Origin of the sequence: Herbaspirillum aquaticum, from assembly GCF_002213425.1 — a bacterium.
GTDB lineage: Bacteria > Pseudomonadota > Gammaproteobacteria > Burkholderiales > Burkholderiaceae_D > Herbaspirillum > Herbaspirillum aquaticum.
Genome location: NZ_NJGV01000006.1, coordinates 12,820 through 34,929, shown reverse-complemented (window position 1 = coordinate 34,929; position 22,110 = coordinate 12,820). Strand labels below are relative to the sequence as shown.

Annotated in this window: 16 protein-coding genes; 10 read left to right on the top strand and 6 right to left on the bottom strand. The window is 63.5% G+C overall.

Going from position 1 to position 22,110, the window contains the following annotated elements:
* Positions 1 to 72: 72 nt before the first annotated feature.
* On the bottom strand, positions 73 to 495 hold the full coding sequence (locus tag CEJ45_RS07635; RefSeq protein WP_088754580.1) for a hypothetical protein: 423 nt from the start codon (positions 493 to 495) through the stop codon (positions 73 to 75).
* 299 nt (positions 496 to 794) lie between these two features.
* On the opposite strand from CEJ45_RS07635, the gene CEJ45_RS07630 reads away from it, so the two are divergent.
* The 5 genes from CEJ45_RS07630 to CEJ45_RS07610 all read left to right on the top strand — a co-directional run bounded on the left by CEJ45_RS07630 (position 795) and on the right by CEJ45_RS07610 (position 7,113).
* Positions 795 to 1,505: a response regulator gene (locus CEJ45_RS07630; RefSeq protein WP_088754579.1), complete on the top strand. Its 711-nt coding sequence runs from the start codon at positions 795 to 797 to the stop codon at positions 1,503 to 1,505.
* 49 nt (positions 1,506 to 1,554) lie between these two features.
* The gene (locus tag CEJ45_RS07625; protein ID WP_088754578.1) at positions 1,555 to 3,153 is read left to right on the top strand and encodes a sensor histidine kinase; all 1,599 of its coding nucleotides are present in this window, start codon (positions 1,555 to 1,557) and stop codon (positions 3,151 to 3,153) included.
* A gap of 1 nt (position 3,154) precedes the next feature.
* Entirely contained in the window at positions 3,155 to 3,439 is a 285-nt protein-coding gene (locus CEJ45_RS07620) for a DUF4212 domain-containing protein (protein WP_088754577.1), read from the top strand.
* Positions 3,429 to 5,480 (top strand): sodium:solute symporter family protein, encoded by a 2,052-nt coding sequence (locus CEJ45_RS07615; RefSeq protein WP_088754576.1) that lies wholly within the window; start codon positions 3,429 to 3,431, stop codon positions 5,478 to 5,480. Before CEJ45_RS07620 ends, CEJ45_RS07615 begins: the two co-directional genes overlap by 11 nt.
* Positions 5,481 to 5,733: 253 nt before the next feature.
* The gene (locus tag CEJ45_RS07610; protein WP_088754575.1) at positions 5,734 to 7,113 is read left to right on the top strand and encodes an MFS transporter; all 1,380 of its coding nucleotides are present in this window, start codon (positions 5,734 to 5,736) and stop codon (positions 7,111 to 7,113) included.
* 105 nt (positions 7,114 to 7,218) lie between these two features.
* Here the strand turns inward: CEJ45_RS07610 and CEJ45_RS07605 are convergent, their stop codons facing one another.
* The 4 genes from CEJ45_RS07605 to CEJ45_RS07590 all read right to left on the bottom strand — a co-directional run bounded on the left by CEJ45_RS07605 (position 7,219) and on the right by CEJ45_RS07590 (position 15,632).
* Positions 7,219 to 8,154 carry a transglutaminase family protein gene (locus tag CEJ45_RS07605; RefSeq protein ID WP_088754574.1) on the bottom strand — a complete coding sequence of 312 codons (936 nt, stop codon included), beginning with the start codon at positions 8,152 to 8,154 and terminating at the stop codon, positions 7,219 to 7,221.
* Between the two features lies 1 nt (position 8,155).
* Positions 8,156 to 10,657 (bottom strand): circularly permuted type 2 ATP-grasp protein, encoded by a 2,502-nt coding sequence (locus CEJ45_RS07600; RefSeq protein ID WP_088754573.1) that lies wholly within the window; start codon positions 10,655 to 10,657, stop codon positions 8,156 to 8,158.
* Positions 10,658 to 10,750: 93 nt separating this feature from the next.
* Entirely contained in the window at positions 10,751 to 14,155 is a 3,405-nt protein-coding gene (locus tag CEJ45_RS07595) for a transglutaminase family protein (RefSeq protein WP_088754572.1), read from the bottom strand.
* A gap of 250 nt (positions 14,156 to 14,405) precedes the next feature.
* Positions 14,406 to 15,632: a polyhydroxyalkanoate depolymerase gene (locus CEJ45_RS07590; RefSeq protein WP_088754571.1), complete on the bottom strand. Its 1,227-nt coding sequence runs from the start codon at positions 15,630 to 15,632 to the stop codon at positions 14,406 to 14,408.
* Between the two features lie 332 nt (positions 15,633 to 15,964).
* Between CEJ45_RS07590 and CEJ45_RS07585 the strand changes: the two genes are divergently transcribed.
* The 5 genes from CEJ45_RS07585 (at position 15,965) to CEJ45_RS07565 (ending at position 20,893) form a co-directional block, all read left to right on the top strand.
* On the top strand, positions 15,965 to 16,621 hold the full coding sequence (locus tag CEJ45_RS07585; RefSeq protein ID WP_088754570.1) for a glutathione S-transferase family protein: 657 nt from the start codon (positions 15,965 to 15,967) through the stop codon (positions 16,619 to 16,621).
* Between the two features lie 92 nt (positions 16,622 to 16,713).
* On the top strand, positions 16,714 to 17,157 hold the full coding sequence (locus CEJ45_RS07580; protein WP_088754569.1) for a cupin domain-containing protein: 444 nt from the start codon (positions 16,714 to 16,716) through the stop codon (positions 17,155 to 17,157).
* 258 nt (positions 17,158 to 17,415) lie between these two features.
* Positions 17,416 to 18,843, top strand: coding sequence for a circularly permuted type 2 ATP-grasp protein (locus tag CEJ45_RS07575; protein ID WP_034338355.1), 1,428 nt, complete (start codon positions 17,416 to 17,418; stop codon positions 18,841 to 18,843).
* 1 nt (position 18,844) lies between these two features.
* Positions 18,845 to 19,843 carry an alpha-E domain-containing protein gene (locus tag CEJ45_RS07570; protein WP_088754568.1) on the top strand — a complete coding sequence of 333 codons (999 nt, stop codon included), beginning with the start codon at positions 18,845 to 18,847 and terminating at the stop codon, positions 19,841 to 19,843.
* A 171-nt stretch (positions 19,844 to 20,014) separates the two neighbouring features.
* Positions 20,015 to 20,893 carry a proteasome-type protease gene (locus tag CEJ45_RS07565; RefSeq protein WP_088754567.1) on the top strand — a complete coding sequence of 293 codons (879 nt, stop codon included), beginning with the start codon at positions 20,015 to 20,017 and terminating at the stop codon, positions 20,891 to 20,893.
* Between the two features lie 159 nt (positions 20,894 to 21,052).
* Here the strand turns inward: CEJ45_RS07565 and purM are convergent, their stop codons facing one another.
* Positions 21,053 to 22,096 carry a phosphoribosylformylglycinamidine cyclo-ligase gene (gene purM, locus CEJ45_RS07560; RefSeq protein WP_088754566.1) on the bottom strand — a complete coding sequence of 348 codons (1,044 nt, stop codon included), beginning with the start codon at positions 22,094 to 22,096 and terminating at the stop codon, positions 21,053 to 21,055.
* Positions 22,097 to 22,110: the final 14 nt, after the last annotated feature.

The following is a 22,110-nucleotide window of genomic DNA, read 5'->3' as shown; positions in this document are numbered from 1 at the left end:
ACGGCGCGAAGCCTCAGATCATCAGGGGCAGTTCAGCGGGCGCAGCAAAACCGGTCGCGCGTGGCGACGGGATCAGGCCCGGGGAGGACGTCCTGCGCGGGGCAGGAACGGGGGTTGCAGGGCGGCATCGCTACGCAGAGCGGGCGCCAGGCGGGAAGTTTGCGGCACCATGGCCAGGGATTGCATCAGCACGGGCTCGTCACCGATACCGGCGTGCGTGGAGAAATCTTCACCGCTGTCGGCGTAACCAGCGCTGTCTTCGTCGCTGCCGGCGGCATCGGCCACCAGGGCGTGCGACTGGTCTTCAGCGGGCGACACGGCCTGGTCGGACAGGGAAACGGTCTTGGACACCAGGTGCTGGGTCGCCACGGCGGCTTGGACCGGGGCCGGCACTGCGAAGTCGGTCGCGGCCATCGAGCTGGCGTACGTCAGCACCGCTGCAAATACTTGCACCGGGAGCAGACAGATCAGCAGGAGGACCCACAAACGTTTCATCAGATTTTCCAGCGGTTTTCCAGAAATGGATGCGAGAAATTATATCAACAAAAATTGCGCTGCCAGCAAGTAAATATTGCTGACGCTTCCTACTATAAGGCCTAAGCTTCAGACTTCAATGCCCCAATCTGAATTGTTACACTTCAAACCCGCGACGTGACCTGTCTCAAAGACAGCTCTCGTCAGGCAATCCCTGATTTGCATTGGGGGTTGAATTAGTGGAATATGAATGAAAAGGAAGCACAATAATTCAACCATCCGAGACAATTCAGCCGGCCCTGCCTCGCTGACCGATCCCTATGCGCATCCTCCTTGCTGAAGACGACAGCGTACTGGCCGACGGACTGACCCGTTCCCTGCGCCATTCCGGCTATGCCGCCGATTGCGTCAAGAACGGCGTGGAAGCCGATTCCGCCTTGTCCACCCAGGATTTCGACCTGCTGATCCTGGACCTGGGCCTGCCCAAGATGTCCGGCCTGGAGGTGCTGCGGCGCCTGCGCGCGCGCAATTCGCGCCTGCCGGTACTGATCCTGACGGCGGCCGATTCGGTGGAACAGCGCGTGCAAGGCCTGGACCTCGGTGCCGACGACTACATGGCCAAGCCTTTTGCCCTCTCCGAACTGGAAGCACGGGTGCGGGCGCTGACCCGGCGCGGTGCCGGCGGCGGGCCGACCGTCATCAAGCATGGTCCGCTGTCCTTCGACCAGGTCGGCCGCATTGCCTACATCGGCGAGCAGATGCTGGAACTGTCGGCGCGGGAACTGGGGCTGCTCGAAGTATTATTGCAACGCACGGGCCGCCTGGTCTCCAAGGAACAGCTGGTGGACCACCTGTGCGAATGGGGAGAGGAAGTCAGCAACAATGCCATCGAGGTCTATGTCCATCGCCTGCGCAAGAAAATCGAGGTCGGCGGCGTGCGCATCGCCACCGTGCGCGGGCTCGGCTATTGCCTGGAGAAGCTGCCCGAGAACGGCGCTGCCCCGCTGGCGGCCTCCAACAACGCGGCCTGAGGCCGCGTCCGCCTTCGCTTCTGGCCTGCAAGCCGCGCGCTGATCCCCCATGACCGCGCGCGATCCCTCCCCCGCTGCCTCCCCGCCCCCGCCGCCCGAGGCCGCCGCGCACAACACTGGCGCGCCCGCCGCCGCACCCCGCAAGAAACGCCGCGCCGCCCTCGCCACGCAACCGGTGGAACGCATCCAGCGTTCGCTCTTCGGCGAGATCCTCGACTGGATGCTGGCCCCGCTGCTGCTGCTGTGGCCGATGAGCATTGCCATCACTTACCTGATTGCGCAGTCCATCGCCAACCAGCCCTTCGACCGCGCACTGGAAGACAGCGTCACCGTGCTCGCGCAGCAGGTCTCGGAAGTCAACGGCAAGGTGGTGGCGCGCCTGCCGGTATCGGCACGCGACCTGCTGCGCGCCGACGACATCGACAACATCTACTACAAGGTCACCGGCCCCGCTGGCGAATATGTCGAAGGCGACGTCGACATGCCGCAACCGCCCGCCGAGGAAGACCGCATCACCCTGGGCACAGTGCAGTTCCGCAATGACATCCTGCACGGCAGCGACGTGCGCATCGCCACCCTGCAGGTGGACCTGCGCCGCAGTGCCGCCCAGCGCGCGGCCCAGCGCGAGCCGCGCATTGCCACCGTGCAGGTGGGTGAGACCCTGGAAAAACGCGCGCAACTGGCCAATGAAATCATCAAGGGCGTGATCCTGCCGCAGTTCGTGATCCTGCCGGTGGCGCTGGCGCTGGTGTGGTTCGCCCTCTCGCGGGGCCTGTCGCCGCTGTCGGAATTGCAGCAGCGCATCCGCGCGCGCCGCCCCGACGATCTCTCGCCCATCGATTCCGGCCAGGTGCCCGAAGAAATTTCCCCGCTGGTGCGCTCGCTCAACGACATGCTGGCACGCCTGTCGCAGACCATCGCCATCCAGAAGCGCTTCATCGCCGATGCCGCCCACCAGATGAAGACCCCGCTGGCCGGCATGCGCATGCAATCCGAACTGGCGCTGCGCCAGGATGACCAGGACGACGTGCGCCGCTCGCTGGAGCAACTGGCCAAGAGTTCGGAAACCGCCACGCGCCTGGTCAATCAATTGCTCTCCCTGGCGCGCGCCGAGAACCAGCAGTCGCAATCCGGCGGCATGGCCCCGCTGGAACTGAACGAACTGGCACGCGGCGTGGTGCAGGACTGGGTGCCGATGTCCTTCACCCAGCGCATCGACCTCGGCTTCGAGCAACCGGATCACCCCATCCTCATCACCGGCAACCCGGTGATGCTGCGCGAACTGTTATCCAACCTGCTGGACAATGCCCTGCATTACACACCGCACGATGGCAATGGCCGCGTCACCGTACGGGCGCACACCGATGAAGGCGGAGGTCTGGCCATCCTCGAAGTGGAAGACAACGGCCCCGGCATTCCGGTGGCCGAACGCGCCAACGTGTTCGAGCGTTTCTATCGCATCCTCGGCACGCCCAGTACCGGCAGCGGCCTGGGCCTGGCCATCGTGCGCGAGATCGCGCAGCAGCACGAGGCCATCGTCGAGATCACCCACAATCCGCGCAGCAACGATCCCAAATATCCGGGCAGCCTCTTTCGCGTGAGCTTTCGCATGATGCCGCGCACGCCCTTCTTCGACGACATCACCTGACATGGACCACGGCACGCCTCCCCCGGACCCCGGCAACCAATGGCACCGCACCCGCCGCATGACGGCCTGGCTGATGGCGCTGTGGTTCGCAGCGACGTTCTTCTTCATCTACTTCGCGCGCGAACTGGACCGCGTCCACCTGTTCGGCTGGCCGGTGTCCTTCTACATGGCCGCGCAGGGCATGATGCTGATCTACCTGGCCATCGTGGTCATCTACGTGCGCCGCATGCGCCGCATCGAACAACTGGTCCGACGTGAACAAGGCGAGCACTGGCATGGAGAGTAACAAGGACTTCTTCCGGCGCCTGTGCCGTTACTATGGTTTCTACACGCTGGGCTTCATCGTCTTCCTGTGCGTGCTGGCCATCCTGGAGCGCGAAGGCATGCCGCGCTCGTGGATAGGCTACCTGTTCCTGTTCGTCACCATCGGCCTGTATGCCGGCATCGGCGTGGTCTGCCGCACCTCCGACGTGCCCGAATACTACGTCGCCGGACGGCGCGTACCACCACTCTTCAACGGCATGGCCACGGCCGCCGACTGGATTTCGGCGGCGACCTTCATCAGCCTGGCCGGCGGCCTCTACCTGCAAGGTTTCGACGGCCTGGCCTACATCCTCGGCTGGACCGGCGGCTACTGCCTGGTGGCGTTGCTGATCGCGCCCTACCTGCGCAAGTTCGGTCAATACACGATTGCCGATTTCCTGGCCGCCCGCTATCCGGGCAAACCCGGCAGCCACGGTGCCAACGTGATCCGCATCCTGGCCGTGGCGGCCACGATCCTGATTTCCTTCACCTATGTGGTGGCGCAGATCTATGGCGTGGGACTGATCACCTCGCGCTTCACCGGCATCGATTTTTCCATCGGCATCTTCCTCGGGCTGGCCAGCATCCTGGTGTGTTCCTTCCTGGGCGGCATGCGCGCGATCACCTGGACCCAGGTGGCGCAATACATCATCATCCTGTTGGCTTACCTGATCCCGGTGATCTGGCTCTCCGCCAAGCACGCCGACCTGCCCGTGCCGCCGGTGGCCTATGGCGCGGTGCTGCCCAAGCTTTCGGCGCTGGAACACAAGCTGGAAGACGATCCCAAGGAAAAGGAAGTGCGCCAGATCTTCCAGGCGCGCGCCGAAGACTACGACCGCCGGCTCAAGGGCCTGCCGCAATCCTGGCTCGATGGCCGTGTCGAGGCGCAGAACCAGGCCGACGAGGTCCGGCGTGATTCGCGCGCCTCGCTGGCCGACATCAAGGCCGCCAGCCGCGCGCTGTCGTCCTATCCCAAGTCCCCCGAAGAGGCCGAACGCAAATGGACCGAAGCACGCGCGGCCAACCTCGCGCGCGCGCAGCCACCGGTCTCGCAGACCGAGCCCTTCCCGGGGCGCGACCAGCAAAGCTCGGACATCAAGCGCAACAACTTCCTGGCGCTGGTGTTCTGCCTGATGCTGGGCACCGCCGCCTTGCCGCACATCCTCATGCGCTACTACACCACGCCCACCGTGGCAGGCGCACGCAGCTCGGTGTTCTGGACGCTGTTCTTCATCATGCTGATCTACCTCACCGTGCCGGCACTCACCGTCCTGGTGAAATACGACATCTACACCTCGCTGGTGGGCAGCAGCTACAGCCACTTGCCGGACTGGGTGTATTACTGGGCCAACATGGACAAGCTCAATCCGCTGGTCTCCATCAACGATCTCAACCGCGATGGCCTGGTGCAGCTGGGCGAGATTTCCATGGACGGCGACATCATCGTGCTGGCCATGCCGGAGATCGCCGGCCTGCCGTATTTCGTCTCCGGACTGGTGGCCGCAGGCGGACTGGCGGCGGCGCTCTCCACGGCGGACGGACTGCTGCTGACCATCTCCAATGCGCTCTCGCATGACGTGTATTACAAGGTGGTCGACCCCAGCGCCTCCACCCAGAAACGCGTGACCATTTCCAAGCTGCTGTTGCTGGTGGTGGCGCTGCTGGCCGCCTACGCCGCTTCATTGAAACCGGGCGACATCCTCTCCATGGTCGGAGCGGCTTTTTCGCTGGCGGCCTCCACCCTCTTCCCGGCGCTGGTGCTGGGCGTATTCTGGAAGCGCGCCAACCAGCCCGGGGCGATTGCGGGCATCATCTGCGGCTTCCTGATGTGCGTGTATTACATGCTGCACACCAATCCGTCCTTCGGCGGCAGCGTGGCCGGCCAGTGGTTCCACATCGCACCGATCTCGGCCGGCATCTTCGGCGTCCCGGTGGGCATGGCCGCCATGGTCATCGTCAGCCTGCTCACACCGCCCCCGGATGAGTCCACCATCGCGCTGATCGATCACATCCGCACGCCCTGAGCCGTCCCGAGCCGCGCCAGCGCCAGCGTCAAGACTGACGCCGGCTTCACGGCGGTTTCCTTCATTGCTCCTGCACATCCCTGCCCGCTCTCGCCCAGCGGGCGGCGGCCCTTGTGCATTCCTTCACAAATCAACATTTCGTTCGCTTACCGCACAGATGCGCACTGATCGCACACCCAAAGAGCGCATTGTTTTATACTTTTCGCACAAAAAATAAAACAGCCGTACCCCCCAATATCCAGAAGAGAGAGACATGAGACCAGAAACCCCTGCCCTGGACGTCCAGGCGTTCATCAACCGCGAGCCCTTCTCGCGCTATCAATGGCTGATCTTTGCGCTGTGCTTCTTCGTCGTCCTGCTGGACGGCTTCGACACCGCTGCCATCGGCTTCATCGCCCCCTCGCTGCTCAAGGACTGGGGCATCGCCAAGCCCGACCTGGCGCCCGTATTGAGTGCCGCCCTGTTCGGCCTGGCCGCCGGCGCGCTGACCTCGGGCCCCTTGGCCGACCGCTACGGCCGCCGCAAGATCCTGCTGCTGTCGGTGCTGGTCATGGGCGCGGCGTGCATGGGTTCGGCTTTCGCCGGCAACCTGCAGGAGCTGACCATCCTGCGTTTCCTGACCGGCCTGGGGCTGGGCGCGGCCATGCCCAATGCGGTCACGCTCACCAGTGAATACAGCCCGGCCGCGCGCCGCGCCATGCTGACCAACGCCATGTTCTGCGGCTTCCCGCTGGGGGCGGCACTGGGTGGCTTCCTGGCGGCGTGGATGATCCCGCTGTGGGGCTGGCGCAGCGTGCTCATGCTGGGCGGTGCCGCCCCGCTGCTGCTGTTGCTGGTGATGCTGCCGAGCCTGCCCGAGTCGGTACGCCACATGGTGGCCAAGGGCTATGCGGCCGAGCGCATCGGTGCGGTCCTGCGCCGCATCTCTTCTTCAGCCGCCGCGTTCAATCGATTCACCCTGACCGAAACCGGCCCGCAAGGCGAAGCCGCCACCGGCAAGAGCGGCATCACCTTGCTGTTCGAGCCGCGCTACCTGGTCGGTACCTGCATGCTGTGGTTGGCCTACTTCATGGGTCTGGTGATCTTCTATGCGCTGGTGAACTGGATGCCGGTGCTGTTCAAGGATGCCGGCCTGGCGCCCAAGACCGCCACGCTCATTGCCGCGCTGTTCCCGCTGGGCGGCGTGGGGGCCATCCTGTTCGGCTGGCTGATGGACCGCTACAACGCCAACCGCGTCATCGCCATCGGCTTTGCCGCCACGGCGGTAGCCGTGTTTGCCATCGGGCAGGCGGCGGGCAATGTGGGTGTGCTCACCGTCGTGGTGTTCGTGGCCGGTACCCTGATGAATACCGCGCAATCGTCCCTGCCGGCACTGGCCGCGGCCTACTATCCGACGCGCGGCCATGCCACGGGCGTAGCCTGGATGCTGGGCGTGGGGCGCTTCGGGGGCATCGCCGGGTCCTTCCTGGTAGCCGAACTCACACGCCGCCAGCTGGGCTTTGCCGATGTGTTCGCGGTGGTGGCCGTGGCTGCGCTGGTCTCCACGGTGGCCTTGCTGGTCAAGCAGGCCTCGGACCGCAATCGTCCGGATGGCGGCAAGCCGCTGATGGTGGCGGACGCAGGCGCACATTGAGCTCAACGTTGAGCCTGGCGTAAAAACAAACATGGCCACTATTCATTTGAATAGTGGCCATTGTCTTTTGTGACGTCGTGGTAGCGGCAATGCAGGAAATTGCGCTCAGATCGACAGCTGCAAACCCCGCGCCTCCTCGCCAGGCAACACCGTCACCGCCACCTGCATGGTCTGCTGCCCGCCGCCGATGAGCACGCCGCGCAAGGGCGAGATGTCGAGGAAATCGCGCCCCCAGCCCAGCGTGATGTGACTGGTATCGGGGAAGATGCCATTGGTCGGATCGGCATCGATCCACGTCCCTTCGCTACCGTCCGCGCCGGGGCAATACACCGAGACCCAGGCATGCGAGGCATCGGCCCCGATCAGGCGCGCCTGTCCCGGCGGCGGCTCGGTCAGCAGATAGCCGCTCACATAGCGCGCCGCCAGCCCGATGGAGCGCAGGCAGGACAACATCAGGTGCGCGAAATCCTGGCACACGCCGCGCCGGTTGACGAAGACTTCCGTCACCGGTGTGGAGACGGTGGTGGCGGCCGGATCAAAGGCGAATTCCTCATGGATGCGCATCATCAAGGCGCGCACGCCCTCCACCACCGACAGGCCGGGACTGAAGCACTCGGCCGCATAACGGATGAACTCGCGCTTGATGCGCACATGCGAGGATTCGAACAGGAAATTGGACGCCTCCAGCATGCCCGGCGCCATGATGCGGCCGCCGTGATAGGCCATCACCGTGGCCGCTTCCTCCCACTGCATGCCGGGCTGCGGCTGCGGGCGGGGCGTGAGCGCAACCCAGGAATCGGCCTGCACATCCAGGCTGGTGTGGTCGGTATCGAGCGAGAAGGCCTTGATGACGTTGCCGAAATTGTCCTCATAACTGCGCACCAGCTGCGGCGCCGGCAAGACGTTGACGGTGTGCGAGAGGCATTGCTGCCAGGGCAGTTCGCGCGGCGTCAGGTGCAGCACCTGGTGCGACAGACGCACCGGCAGCGAATACTGGTAAGTGGTCTGGTGATGGATACGGTAGACGAAGCGCTCGCTCATGTCATACCCCCTGGCTGACCGGTGCGGTCAGCGGCGTGAAGTAATGGCGCGAGAGATCATCCGAAAGCATGTAGCCACCGCTGACGGCATCGCGCATCAGTTGCGTCAGGCGCGCGTTGGCCTCGGCGACGTTGGGATGATCGTGCGCGAACTCGGCCAGGTTCATCGCCTCCAGCTGGCTGGTCAGGTGCGCCGGAATGGTCATGCTCAGCAAGCCCATCTGCTGGGCGATCTCGCTCATGTATTGCTGCAGCATGCGGAACTGGTAGGCCATGCCATGCGGATTGCTGACATCGAACACCAACAGGTGCAGCACCGGCAGCCACTCCGGCGTGCGGCGATAGCGCACGCGATAGGTGACGATGCTGCTGGCCGCCTCCAGCAGCCATGACAGTGCCGCCGTCTGGCGCTGCGGCGGCAGGCGCAGGAAGTTGTCGAAGAGCGCGGCCATGTTGGCCATGCGCTCGATGTGGCGGCCCACCATCACGAACTGCCAGCCGGCATCGCGCGTCATGTCGTCCAGCGCATGGCCGGCCAGGCCCGAACAGGCATCGATCACGTTGCCCAGCACATGCTGGGCAGCGGCCGGTGTGTTGATGCGTTCCTGCACCATGGCCGGCATCTTGGTCAGGGCATGCCAGTTGTCCAGCGACAGGTGTTCACGCACCTGGTAGGCGGCATTGGCGAGCTGGCGCAACTGCGTGGCCACGCTCACCGGTGCCGAAGGATCGACCACGGCCGCCTGCAGGCTCTGCTGCAGGCCGGTGATGGTAGGACGCGGTTCGGATTTGGGCATCTGCACGCCGAGCTGGCTGCAGATCCACGAGACACTGCCCAGCATGCCACGGCTCTCGGTCTGGCCATCCATGGTGTATTGCAGCGTGGTCCGCAACAGGCGCGAGAGATTCTTCACGCGTTCGGAATAACGCCCCATCCAGAACAGGTTCTCGCCCGAGTGCGAGGACACATCCACCGTGCCCCTGATGATCGTGACGTTTTCTGCACCATGGCGCTCATCGCCCATGGTCGGGTCGGGACGTTCCTCTTCCCGCAGCACCCACACATCCTTGCTGGTGCCGCCCTGCTGCATGGAGACCACGTCGCGCCGCTGGCGTGGGGCCACGCGCGTCAATCCGCCCGGCATGACCTGGTAGCCGCCGGTGCCATCGGCCACCGCAAAGACGCGCAGGCTGATGGTGCGGTTCATCAGGCGATAGTCGCCGCTGCGCGACATCACCGGCGCTTGCGACAGGCGCACCCATTCCTGGGCGGCATAAGCGTGCGGCTGCAACTGCAGGCTTTCGATCAGGCGGCGGCGCGCGGTGCCCGTAACGGTATGGCCAAACACCGGCTGCATGCGCATTGAAGAGAACGCCGGCACGATCACCAGTTCATCCAGATGCGCCAGCGTGTAATCGAGCGCCGGTTTTTCTCCGCACCACCACGAGGCCACTGAAGGCAGCAGCAGCGATTCGCCATACAGGCGCTCGTTGATGGCCGGCAGGAAACCGTGCAGTGCGGTCGATTCCAGCACGCCACTGCCCAGCGAATTGGCGATGACCACATTGCCCAAGCGCGCGGCCTGTGTGAGGCCCGGCACACCGAGGGCAGAGTCGGCACGCAGTTCCAGCGGATCGCAATAGTCGTCGTCCATGCGACGCAGGATGGCGTGCACGCGGCGCAGGCCGTTCAGGGTCTTCAGGAATACCTGGTCGCTGCGCACCGTCAGGTCCACCCCTTCCACCAGCGGGAAGCCCAGCGTGTGCGCCAGGAAAGCGTGCTCGGAATAGGTTTCGTTGTAGGGGCCGGGGGTGAGCAGCACGATCAGCGGGACTTCACCCTGGGCCGGGGCCAGGCGCGTCAACATCGCGCGCAGGGTATGGAAGTAGCGATGCGGCGACTCCACGTGCATGTCGCGCAAGGCTTCAGGCATGGCGCGCGACATGATCTGGCGGTTCTGCAGGGCATAGCCGGTCCCGGACGGACCTTGCGTGCGGTCCGATACGACCCACCAGGTGCCGTCGGCCGAGCGCGCCAGGTCGATCGCATAGGCATGCAGATGCACGCCACCGGGCGGCTGCCAGCCATGGCAGGGCATCAGGTAGCCGTGCTGGCCGAATACCAGCGCGGGCGGCAGCAGGCCTTCGGCGATCAGGTGCTGGGGGCCGTAGATGTCGGCGAGCAAGCCGTTCATCAGGCGCGCACGCTGGCTCACGGCGCGTTCCAGGAAATCCCATTCGTCCGAAGACACCAGGTGCGGCAGCAGGTCCAGCTCCCAGGGGCGGTTGGCGCCCTTGGGGTCGGCGTAGACGTTGTAGGTCACGCCATCCGATGCGATGGCGTCGCGCACCTCGTTGGCGCGCCGGCGCAGCATCTCCGGCGAGAGGTTTTCAAGCTGGTCGATCAGCGTTCGCCAGTGCGGGCGCAGGCGGCCGTCAGCCGCCAGCATCTCGTCGTAACGATCGCTGGCCACTGGATAGCTTTCCAGGAGACGCTGGGGCATAAGTCATTGGCGGCCGGGTGGCGCACGCGCAGGGAGCGGATCCCGTGCGGCGTGTCGCCTTGGAAGCGGCGCGGCGCCGCGCCCGGCTCAGTTTTAGAAGTAGCGTAAGTCTAACGTAAAAGGAAACTCGATAGACGCCCGCGCCGGCGTGACCTGCCATTTTCCCGGGGTATGGTTCATGCGGAAATAGCGCGCCAGGCGGCGGCTTTCCGCCTCGAAGGCATTGACCGGGAAGGTCTCGTAGTTGCGGCCGCCCGGATGCACCACGTGATACTGGCAACCGCCCAGGCTGCGGCCGTTCCAGGTATCTACCAGGTCGAAGGTCAGCGGCGAATCCACGGGAATGGTCGGGTGCAGCGCCGAGGGCGGCTGCCAGGCACGATAGCGGATGCCGGCGACGAACTGGCCGACGATGCCGGTGGGCTGCAGCGGTACCGAGACGCCGTTGCAGGTCAGCACATAGCGATCGGAGGCCATGCCGCTGATCTTGACCTGCAGCCGTTCCAGCGAGGAATCCACATAGCGCGCCGTACCGCCGCCGCTGTTCTCCTCGCCCAGCACGTGCCAGGGTTCGAGCGCAGTCCGCAATTCGACCTGCATGCCCTTGACCGCATAGTCGCCGATCTTGGGGCAACGGAATTCCATGTGCGGCGCGAACCATTCGGCACGCATGGGATAGCCGGCCTCGTTCATGTCGGCCATCACATCGGCGAAATCCTGCTCGATGAAATGCGGCAGCAGGAAGCGGTCATGCAGCTCCGTGCCCCAGCGCACCAGGCGCGCCGGCTTGTAGGGCTCCTTCCAGAAGCGCGCCACCAGGCCGCGCAGCAGCAGTTGCTGGGTCAGGCTCATGCGTGCGTGCGGCGGCATTTCGAAAGCGCGCAATTCCAGCAGGCCAAGACGGCCGGTGGCGCTGTCGGGCGAATACATCTTGTCGATGCAGAACTCGGCGCGGTGCGTATTGCCGGTGACGTCGATGAGCAGGTTGCGCAGCAGCCGGTCCACCAGCCAGGGCGGGCAATCGCCCTTGGCCACCTGCTTGTCCATCTCGCTGAAGGCCAGTTCGATTTCCACCGTCGAATCATTGCGCGCCTCATCGATGCGCGGTGCCTGCGAGGTCGGGCCGATGAACATGCCCGAGAACAGGTAGGACAGCGAAGGATGGTTGTGCCAGTACGAGATGAGGCTGCGCAGCAGATCGGGCCTGCGCAGGAAAGGTGAATCACTGGTCGTGATGCCGCCCAGCACCATGTGATTGCCGCCACCGGTGCCGGAGTGATGGCCATCGAGCATGAACTTTTCGGTCGTCAGACGCGAGGCGCGTGCGGCGTCATACAGGTGCGTGGTCTGCTCGACCAGTTCGCTCCAGTTGTTGGCCGGCTGGATGTTGACCTCGATCACGCCGGGGTCGGGCGTGACGCTGAACTTGCGCAGGCGGGGATCGTGCGGCGGCTCGTAGCCTTCCAGCAGCACCGGCTGCTTCAGTTCCTCGGCCACCGCTTCGATGGCGGCCACCAGTTCGAGGTAATGCTCCAGTTGCGACAAGGGCGGCATGAACAGGTAGAACACGCCATTGCGCACCTCGGCGCACAGGGCGGTACGGGTCAGCCAGTTGGCCGATTCAAACGGGGCCGGTATCGCCTGGGTTGCGCTGCTCGTGGTTGCGGCATTGGCAGCATTGGCAGCATTGGCCGTATTGCCCGCTGCCGCCTTGCCTTCACCGCCAATGGCAGCCGCGCTGCTGGCCGCCTTCTTCAGGAGCGCAGCAGGCTCCTGCGGACTGCCCAGCTGACGGCGGATTTCGGCGCTGCTGGGCAGCGGGCGGAAGGCCTGGGTCGGATCGGCCGGATAGACGGCCGGATACTCGCCCTCCTTGACCCAGGGCAGCGAATCCAGCGGCAGGCGATAGCCCAGCGGCGAATCGCCCGGATACAGGTAGCAGCGCTCGCTGCGCAGGAACCACGCCCCGCTCTGCCAGCCACGGCCATCGTCGCGGCGCGCCAGCGGCAGCACGTGGCCGACCGCGCTTTGCAGGCCCTGGGTGAAGACCTTCATGAGGCGCTCGCGCTCCTGCTTGTCGTCCACGCGCGAATCAAAGGGATCGACATTGCCCGGCAGGCGGCGCTCGCGCCACATGTAGTAGAACACGTCTTCATAGGCCGGGAAGACATTCTTGCCATCCACCTGCAGGCGCTGTGCCACACGGTGCAGGAAATGGCTGGTGACGATCTTGTCGCTGACGTTGGGCTTGGTCTCGTCACCGATCAGTTCAGGATTCAACCAGATCGGTTCGCCATCGCGGCGCCAGTAGCAATTGAGCGCCCAGCGCGGCAGCTGCTCGCCGGGATACCACTTGCCCTGGCCGAAATGCGGCAGGCCCTGCGCGGCATACTTGTTGCGCATGCGGTGGTACAGCTCGGCGGCCAGCGGCTTCTTGGTCGCACCCAGGGCGGCGGTATTCCACTCCGGTTCGTCCGGATGGTCCAGCGAGACAAAGGTCGGTTCGCCGCCCATGGTCAGGCGCACGTCATTGGCCTGCAGGTCGGCATCGATGGCATGGCCCAGCTTCTCGATGGCGGCCCACTGCTCTTCGGTATAGGGCTTGGTCACGCGCGGCGCTTCCCAGATGCGCTTGGCCGACATCAGGTGCTCGAACTCGACCTCGCAAGGATCGACCAGGCCGCTGACCGGCGCAGCCGAGGCCGGCTCCGGTGTGCAAGACAAGGGGATATGGCCTTCCCCGGCAAACAGGCCCGAGGTCGGATCCAGCCCGACCCAGCCGGCACCGGGCAGATAGACTTCGCACCAGGCGTGCAGGTCGGTGAAATCGGCCTCGGGACCGGAAGGGCCATCGAGCGACTTCTGGTCGGCGGTCAGCTGGATCAGGTAGCCCGACACGAAGCGCGCTGCCAGCCCCAGGTGGCGCAGCAACTGCACCAGCAACCAGGAAGAATCGCGGCAGGAGCCGGACTTCAGTTCCAGCGTTTCTTCCGGCGTCTGCACGCCGGGTTCCATGCGGATGGTGTAGCCGATGTGATTGGCCAGCTTCTGGTTCAGCGCCACCAGGAAATTGGCGCTGCCGACCTTCTCGCGCGGAATGCTCTTGAGGAACTCTTCGAACAGCGGCGACAGCGGCAGCTTCTGCCGGTAGGGCATCAGTTCATTCTGCAGGTCCTTGGCATACTCGAAGGGAAACTCCTCGGCATAGGGTTCGAGGAAGAAATCGAAGGGATTGATGACCGACATCTCGGCCACCAGGTCGACCTCGATCTTGAATTCGGTGGTCTTCTCCGGGAACACCAGGCGCGCCAGGTAGTTCGATTCCGGGTCCTGCTGCCAGTTGATGAAGTGCGGCTCGGGCAGCACGCGCAGCGAATAGCTCAGGATGCGGGTACGGCTGTGCGGTGCGGGACGCAAGCGGATGACTTGCGGACCCAGGTTGATGGCACGGTCGTACTTGTAAGAGGTGACATGGTTCAGGGCCACGTGGATCGACATGGAATTCCTTTACGACAAGCAAATGGTCAAGCGCGGGGCTTGGTTGTTGGCGACATGCGGAGCAGTTCTCCTGCATACCTTGTTTTTCTTACCGCCTGATTACTTTCCTGGTGACTTTCCGGTTGGGGCTGCCTCGTTGTGAGTGTATGTGAGAGTGTTAGTGCCGGGGGAAGAAAAACTTAATCTTTCGATCCTGAAAACTAAGTTTTTACCCAAGTTTTTCACTCGCCTTGGTGAGCGCGCCGCAAGCTCACCTGTGATGCATGTTAATGAAATCCCGCAGGCGCGGATAGATCTCGTTGTCCCAACGCCGTCCGTTGAAGACCCCGTAATGCCCCACGGCCGTCTGAACATGGTGCAGGCGCATGTAGGGCCGGATGTTGCTGCACATTTCCTGTGCGGCCACGGTCTGGCCGACCGCACAGATATCGTCCTTCTCCCCCTCGATGGTAAAGAGCGCCGTCCGGCGGATGGCGCGCGGATCGACCACGCGCTCGCGATAGGTCAGCTTGCCCAGCGGCAGCGCATGTTCCTGGAAGACCGTGCGCACCGTTTCCAGGTAGAACTCGGCCGGCAGGTCGGCCATGGCGAAATACTCTTCGTAGAAATCCTTGATCTGCGCGGCCTCGGCATCCTCCCCCTCCACCAGGTGGTGATACAGCTTGCGGAAGGCATCGACGTGGCGGTTCAGGTTCATGTTCATGAAGGCACTCAACTGCACGAAGCCCGGATAGACCCGGCGCCCGGCGCCGGCATGGCGGGCCGGGACGGTGCTGATCATGTTCTTCTCGAACCAGCTGATCGGCTTGCTCTTGGCCAGCGCGTTGACGGCGGTGGGATTGACGCGGGTGTCGAGCGGCCCGGCCATGAGCGTCATGGTGCGCGGCTGGGCCGGATGATTGTCCTCGGCCATCACGGAGGCGGCGGTCAGCGCGGCCACGGTCGGCTGGCACACCGCCAGCAGGTGTGCACCGGGACCCAGCACGCCGAGGAATTCGATCACATGGGAAACGTATTCATCCAGGCCAAAGCGGCCGTGCTCCAGGGCAACATCGCGTGCATTGCGCCAGTCGGTGATGTAGACGTCGTGATCGCGCAGCAGCGTCTTGACGGTGCCGCGCAGCAGCGTGGCGAAGTGGCCCGACATGGGCGCCACCACCAACACCTTGGGCTGCACGGCCGAGGTTTCCTTGCGGAAATGCAGCAGGCCACAGAAGGGCGTGGCGCTGATTTCCTCCTCATGCACCGCAATTGTGCGCCCGCCGTCGAGCACCTCGCCGATCTCGAAAGGCGGGCGTGCATGGGTCAATTGGGTCCGCGCAAAGACCTCGCAGGCCGAGGCCATCTTGCGCAAGGCCGGATTGACCGGCACACCGGGCCAGGTCGCCCCCAGCAGGGGCGCCATCATGCGGGCACAGGCCCGCAGCGGATCGGTGGCGTCGGCGTAGTTCTGGTAGAGCTGATAGGTATTGATCATGAAGCGCCGCCCTCGGTTGTCTCTTTTTGGTGTCCGCTCGCCATGGCAGCGATGCAATTGTCGTGCCATTGATGGGCCGCCAGGCCGCCTGCGCACAGCTTTTGCGAGTTTTGCAGGAGGATGGGTGGCCGTGCGGAAATGCCGGCAGTGCGCCCCCCTGCCGTTCCCGCGAGCTGGCACAAGCCTTGCAAGCAGTGATACGCGGTCTGCTCCGTGGGCCGTGTCCTCCCCGAGCGCAGACGGGGCGGGCGACGAAGATGATGAACAAGACACCGCCGCTCACGCGGCAGCGTGCCCAAAGTCAACCTGCACAAAACAGATAAAGGACTGACATGCCTAAGACGACTTTGCGCATCACCAGCAAGAACTACTCCTCGTGGTCCCTGCGCGGCTGGCTCATGGCCAGGTTCGCCGGGCTCTCTTTCGAGGAAGACATCGTGCCGCCGGACGACCCGTCGGCAAGGGCAGAGATCCTGCTGCTGTCTTCCTCCATCCTGGTACCCAGCCTCCACCATGGCGACGTACTGGTATGGGATACGCTGGCCATTGCCGAATATCTCAACGAAATCCGTCCCGGCGCCAAGCTGCTGCCGGCCGACCTCGCCGCCCGGGCGCATTGCCGCTCGGTGTGCGGGGAAATGCATTCGGGCTTCTCGGCCCTGCGCGCGGCGCTGCCGATGAATCTCAAGGGCCACTTCCCCAACTTCAAGGTGTGGTCCCGCGCCGAAGCCGACATCGTGCGCATCACCACCATCTGGAAGGAGTGCCTGGCCAAATACGGCGGGCCCTTCCTGTTCGGCGAACAACGCACCATGGCCGATGCCATGTATGCGCCGGTGGTGACGCGCTTCATGACCTATGACGTCAAGCTCGATCCCATCTGCACCGCCTATGCCAAGCGCATCATGGCCATGCCGGAGATGCAGGAATGGGTCACGGCGGCCAAAAAGGAACCGGAGGATATCGACGAACTGGACGTGGAATTCTAGGGCGCGCGCATCACCAGCAGCACCGGCAGGAAAAGTCGCGCCCGTTTTTTGTCGCAGGCCCATGGCGGGAAACCGCAGAAAGGATGGATGTGATGAATACCGTAGCGGAGGCAAGCGTACTGGCGCAGAACAGCTTTTCGCATGTCAGCGAAGGCGACACGCCCTATGAAACGGGAGGGCTGCGCGACTTCTTCCTGTATCGCGACCTGGGCATTGCAGCGGCCACCGGCGGCCAGGTGGTGGCGCAGCTGGTCAAGGCCAACATGGCGCCACAAACCGGCACCGGATGGCATCGGCACGAGGCCAATTTCCACATCGTGATCATGCTGAAGGGCTGGGCGCGCTTCATGTACGAGACCGAAGTCACGCTGGTCAAGGCCGGGGATTGCGTGCACCAGCGGCCGGGCATCGTGCACTTCCTGTTCGACTACTCGCCCGACATGGAGTACCTGGAAATCGTTAGTCCGGCCGACTTCAAGACCATCGACATGCCGGCCCCCTGCGAGGTTCCCGCACCGACGCCATGGAATAACTGAAGCCGCCGCGGGTCTGCGTTTGATGGCAGCAGACCCGCGCGGGCGAGGAGCAAAAGCATGCAATTTTCCTCTGTCAAAAATTTCAAGCCTCTGTTAGTCTTTCTTCATGCACGCTGGCGCTGGCGTGCAGCAGCAGTCCCCTAGCGCCATCGCATTATGCTGTACCCACGCTGTAGTTTTGCCGTACCCACCGCCTCTGTTTTCGTTACAACCTACTTAGAAAGATTCCCGCTCCCCACGGGAACACGAAGCAAATCTATGGCACATTTTTTTGATGAGATGTATTCAGGAGGCGCAGGCAGCGAAGCAGGTCAAGTGCGTCAGCACTATGCAGAATTCGCCAGCTGGCTTTCGGCGCAGTCGCCCGAAATCATCGCCCGCAAACGTGCCGAATCCGACCTGATCTTCCGCCGCGTCGGCATTACCTTCGCCGTCTATGGCAACGATGCCGGCACCGAGCGCCTGATCCCCTTCGACATCATCCCGCGCATCATCCACAAGGCCGAATGGGCCAAGCTGGAAGCGGGACTGGTCCAGCGCGTCAAGGCGCTCAACATGTTCATCCACGACATCTATCACGAGCAGAAGATCGTCAAGGCCGGCATCATCCCGCCCGAGCAGATCTTCCAGAACGCCCAGTACCGGCGCGAGATGCAGGATGTGAACGTGGTCAACGACATCTACGCGCACATCGCCGGTGTCGATATCGTGCGTGCAGGCGAAGGTGAATTCTACGTACTGGAAGACAACCTGCGCGTGCCCTCCGGCGTGTCCTACATGCTGGAGAACCGCAAGATGATGATGCGGCTCTTCCCGGACCTGTTCAAGCGCCACAAGATTGCACCGGTCGATCACTATCCCGACCTGCTGCTGGACAACCTGCGTTCGGTGGCGCCGGCCGGCGTGACCGATCCGACGGTGGTGGTGATGACCCCGGGCATGTACAACTCGGCCTACTTCGAGCACGCCTTCCTGGCCCAGCAGATGGGCGTGGAACTGGTCGAGGGACAGGACCTCTTCGTCAAGGACAACGTGGTCTACATGCGCACCACGCGCGGCCCCAAGCGGGTCGACGTGATCTATCGCCGCATCGATGACGACTTCCTCGATCCGCTGGCTTTCCGTCCCGATTCGGCGCTGGGCGTGCCGGGCCTGCTGCAGGCCTATCGCGCCGGCAAGGTGACGCTGACCAATGCGATCGGGACCGGTGTGGCCGACGACAAGTCGATCTATCCGTATGTACCGGACATGGTGCGCTTCTATCTGTCCGAAGATCCCATCCTCAACAACGTGCCGACTTACCAGTGCCGCAAGAAGGAAGATCTTTCCTACACCCTGGCCAACCTCGAAAAGCTGGTGGTCAAGGAAGTCCACGGTGCCGGCGGTTACGGCATGCTGGTCGGCCCGGCTTCCACCAAGCAGGAGATCGAAGACTTCCGCGCGCGCATCATCGCCAAGCCGGATGGCTACATCGCCCAGCCCACGCTGGCCCTCTCCGTGTGCCCGACCTATGTGGAGTCCGGCATCGCCCCGCGCCACCTGGACCTGCGTCCGTTCGTCTTGTCCGGCAAGCAGATCACCATGGTCAAGGGCGGCTTGACGCGCGTGGCCCTGAAGGAAGGCTCGCTGGTGGTGAACTCGTCGCAAGGCGGCGGCACCAAGGACACCTGGATTCTGGAGAAATAAGATGCTGAGCCGTACCGCCGATCACCTCTTCTGGATGGCCCGCTACACCGAGCGCGCCGAGAACACCGCCCGCATGCTCGACGTGCACGTACAGACCGCCCTGCTGCCGCAATCGGTCGACGACGCCGAGCAAGGCTGGCGCGCCGTGCTGGGCATCTCGGAACTGCTCTATGGCTACAACCAGAAATACGACAAGCTCACGCAGAAGGATGTCATCGACTTCATGGTGCGGGATCCCAACAACCCGTCCTCGATTGCATCCTGCCTGCGCCAGGCGCGCGAGAATGCGCGTGCCGTACGCGGCGCGTTGACGACAGAAGCGTGGGAGATCCAGAACGCCACCTGGATCAAGATGCAGTCCTACCTGCAGACCAATGCGCTGGAGCAGAACCCGAGCGATTTCTTCGAATGGGTCAAGCATCGCTCGCACCTCTCGCGCGGCGTGACCATCGGCACCATGCTGGAGGATGAGGCCTTCCACTTCATCCGCCTGGGGACTTTCCTGGAACGGGCGGACAACACGGCGCGCATCATCGACGTCAAGTTCCACGGCGCCAAGGAAACCCAGTCGCAGAAGCAGAACGGCCAGTCCCAATCCCAATCGCAAAGCCAGTCGGCGCGCGACGAAGCGGGACAGCTGGACTTCTACTACTGGGCCGCGATCCTGCGCTCGGTGTCGGGCTTCGAGATCTACCGCAAGGTCTACCGCGACGTCATCACGCCCGAGCGGGTGGCCGAGCTGCTGATCCTGCGGGCCGACATGCCGCGCTCGCTGCTGGCCTGCATGGGCAACGTGATCTCCAACCTGCATCACGTGCGCAATGACGTCTCGGCCGATACCGAGCGCTTTGCCGGCAAGCTGCATGCCGACCTGAAGTTCGCCCGCATCGAGGAAATCCTGGAAGCCGGGCTGCACGATACGCTCACCGAATTCCTGGAGCGCATCTTCGAACTGGGCAATCGCATCAGCCGCGATTTTCTTGTTCCTTTGGCAGCGTAAGCCGCCCCGGCTGTGCTTCAGGCGCGAGAAAGAAGCACAGCCGCTGTCATCTTTTCGGGAAACAGGCCGTTACTGTAGGTACGTCACGACAGATGCCCCCGGTGCGCACGCTTTGGCGCCGGGCCTTACGGTAAAATCCGGCTTTCCGTTTCCACGTATCACGATTCCATCATGACCTACTGCGTAGCCATGCGCCTCAACAGCGGCCTGGTGTTCCTGTCCGATTCGCGCACCAACGCGGGAGTGGACCATATCGGCACCTTCCGCAAGATGAGTGTTTACGAGAATCCGGGCGACCGCGTGATGGTCATGATGACCGCCGGCAACCTGTCGATTTCGCAATCCATCCGCCAGATGCTGACCGACCGCACCAATGCGGAAGGCCGCAGCATCTGGACTGCCACCTCCATGTACGAAGCCGCGCAGATCCTGGGTGATGCCATCCGCGCCGTGCACGACCGCGAGGCCGCCGAGCTGAGCAAGTTCGGTATCGATTTCAACGTCAGCATCATCTTCGGCGGCCAGATCCGGGGCGAGCGCTGCAGATTGTTCCAGATGTATTCGGCCGGCAACTTCATCGAGTCGCACGACGAAAACACCTACTTCCAGATCGGCGAATCCAAGTACGGCAAGCCCATCATCGACCGCGTGGTGACGCCCCAGACCTCGCTGGACGAGGCGGCCAAGTGTGCGCTGATCTCCATGGATTCGACCTTGAAGTCCAACATCTCGGTGGGCCTGCCGCTGGACCTGCTGGTCTATGAGAGCGAAGACCTGGCCGTGACCCGCTTCGTCACCATCGATGAGCAGAACCAATATTTCCAGATGATCCGCCGCAGCTGGGGTTCGCAATTGAAGCGCGTCTTCGAGGCCATCGACGATCCGGTCTGGGATGCCCCGCCGGAAGATACCCTGAACGTGCTCTCCACTGCCGCCGACATCAGCGAGCCGGTGCGCGTGCCGCCGCCGAATGGCGTGGCGCGTGGCCTGCAGGCCGTGCCGCGGCAGATCCTGGCGGAGCAGGATGGGGATGTCGGGCAGGCGAGCTGAACCAGAGTTAGTTTTTTCTTTTTGGAAACTTAGTTTTGGTTTTAATAAAACTAAGTTTCCATTTGACAGGAAATTTCCTGCCAGAAATGAAAAAGGCTGCATTCCAGGGAATGCAGCCTTTTTACTTTATAAATCGTTAAAACGATTTACACGGATCGATCAGCGCACGATGGTCTGTGCTTCGCCTTCAGCGCGGGCGCGGATGGTACCGATGCGGAAGACGGTCTCGCCGGCAGCCTTCAGGTGGGCTTCAGCGGCGTCGGCGTTTTCCTTGGAGACGATCACGGTCATGCCGATGCCGCAGTTGAAGACGCGATGCATTTCCGCATCGGCCACGCCACCATGCTGCTGCAGCCAGGTGAACAGCGGGGGCATGGTCCAGGACTTGGCGTCCAGTTCAGCCGTCAGGTGATCCTGCAGCACGCGCGGGATGTTCTCGACCAGGCCGCCACCGGTGATGTGGACCATGCCCTTGACTTCCAGCTTCTCCATCAGCGACAGCAGCGGCTTGACATAGATGCGGGTCGGGGCCATCAGCACATCGGCCAGCTTGCGGCCGTGGAAGTCGGCTTCCAGGTCGGGCTTGGCCACGTCCAGGATCTTGCGCACCAGCGAGTAGCCGTTGGAGTGAGCGCCCGAGGAGGCCAGGCCCAGCACCACGTCGCCCGGGGCGATCTTGGTGCCGTCGATGATCTTGGACTTTTCCACTGCGCCCACGGCGAAGCCGGCCAGGTCGTATTCACCGTCCGGGTACATGCTGGGCATTTCCGCGGTTTCACCGCCGATCAGGGCGCAGCCGGCCTGTTCGCAACCGGCGGCGATACCCTTGATGACATCGGTGGCCGAGGGCACGTCCAGCTTGCCGCAGGCAAAGTAGTCCAGGAAGAACAGCGGCTCGGCACCCTGCACCAGGATGTCGTTGACGCTCATGGCCACCAGGTCGATACCGACCGTATCGTGACGATTCAGGTGGAAAGCCAGCTTGAGCTTGGTGCCCACGCCGTCGGTGCCGGACACCAGCACCGGTTCCTTGTACTTCTTGCTGATCTCGAACAGGGCACCGAAACCGCCAATGCCGCCCAGCACGCCTTCGCGGGTGGTGCGCTTGGCGAACGGCTTGATCGCTTCGACCAGGGCGTCACCGGCATCGATATCGACGCCAGCGTCACGGTAGGAGAGGGAGACATTGGAAGGTGAAGTCATGATGAAATATTGCC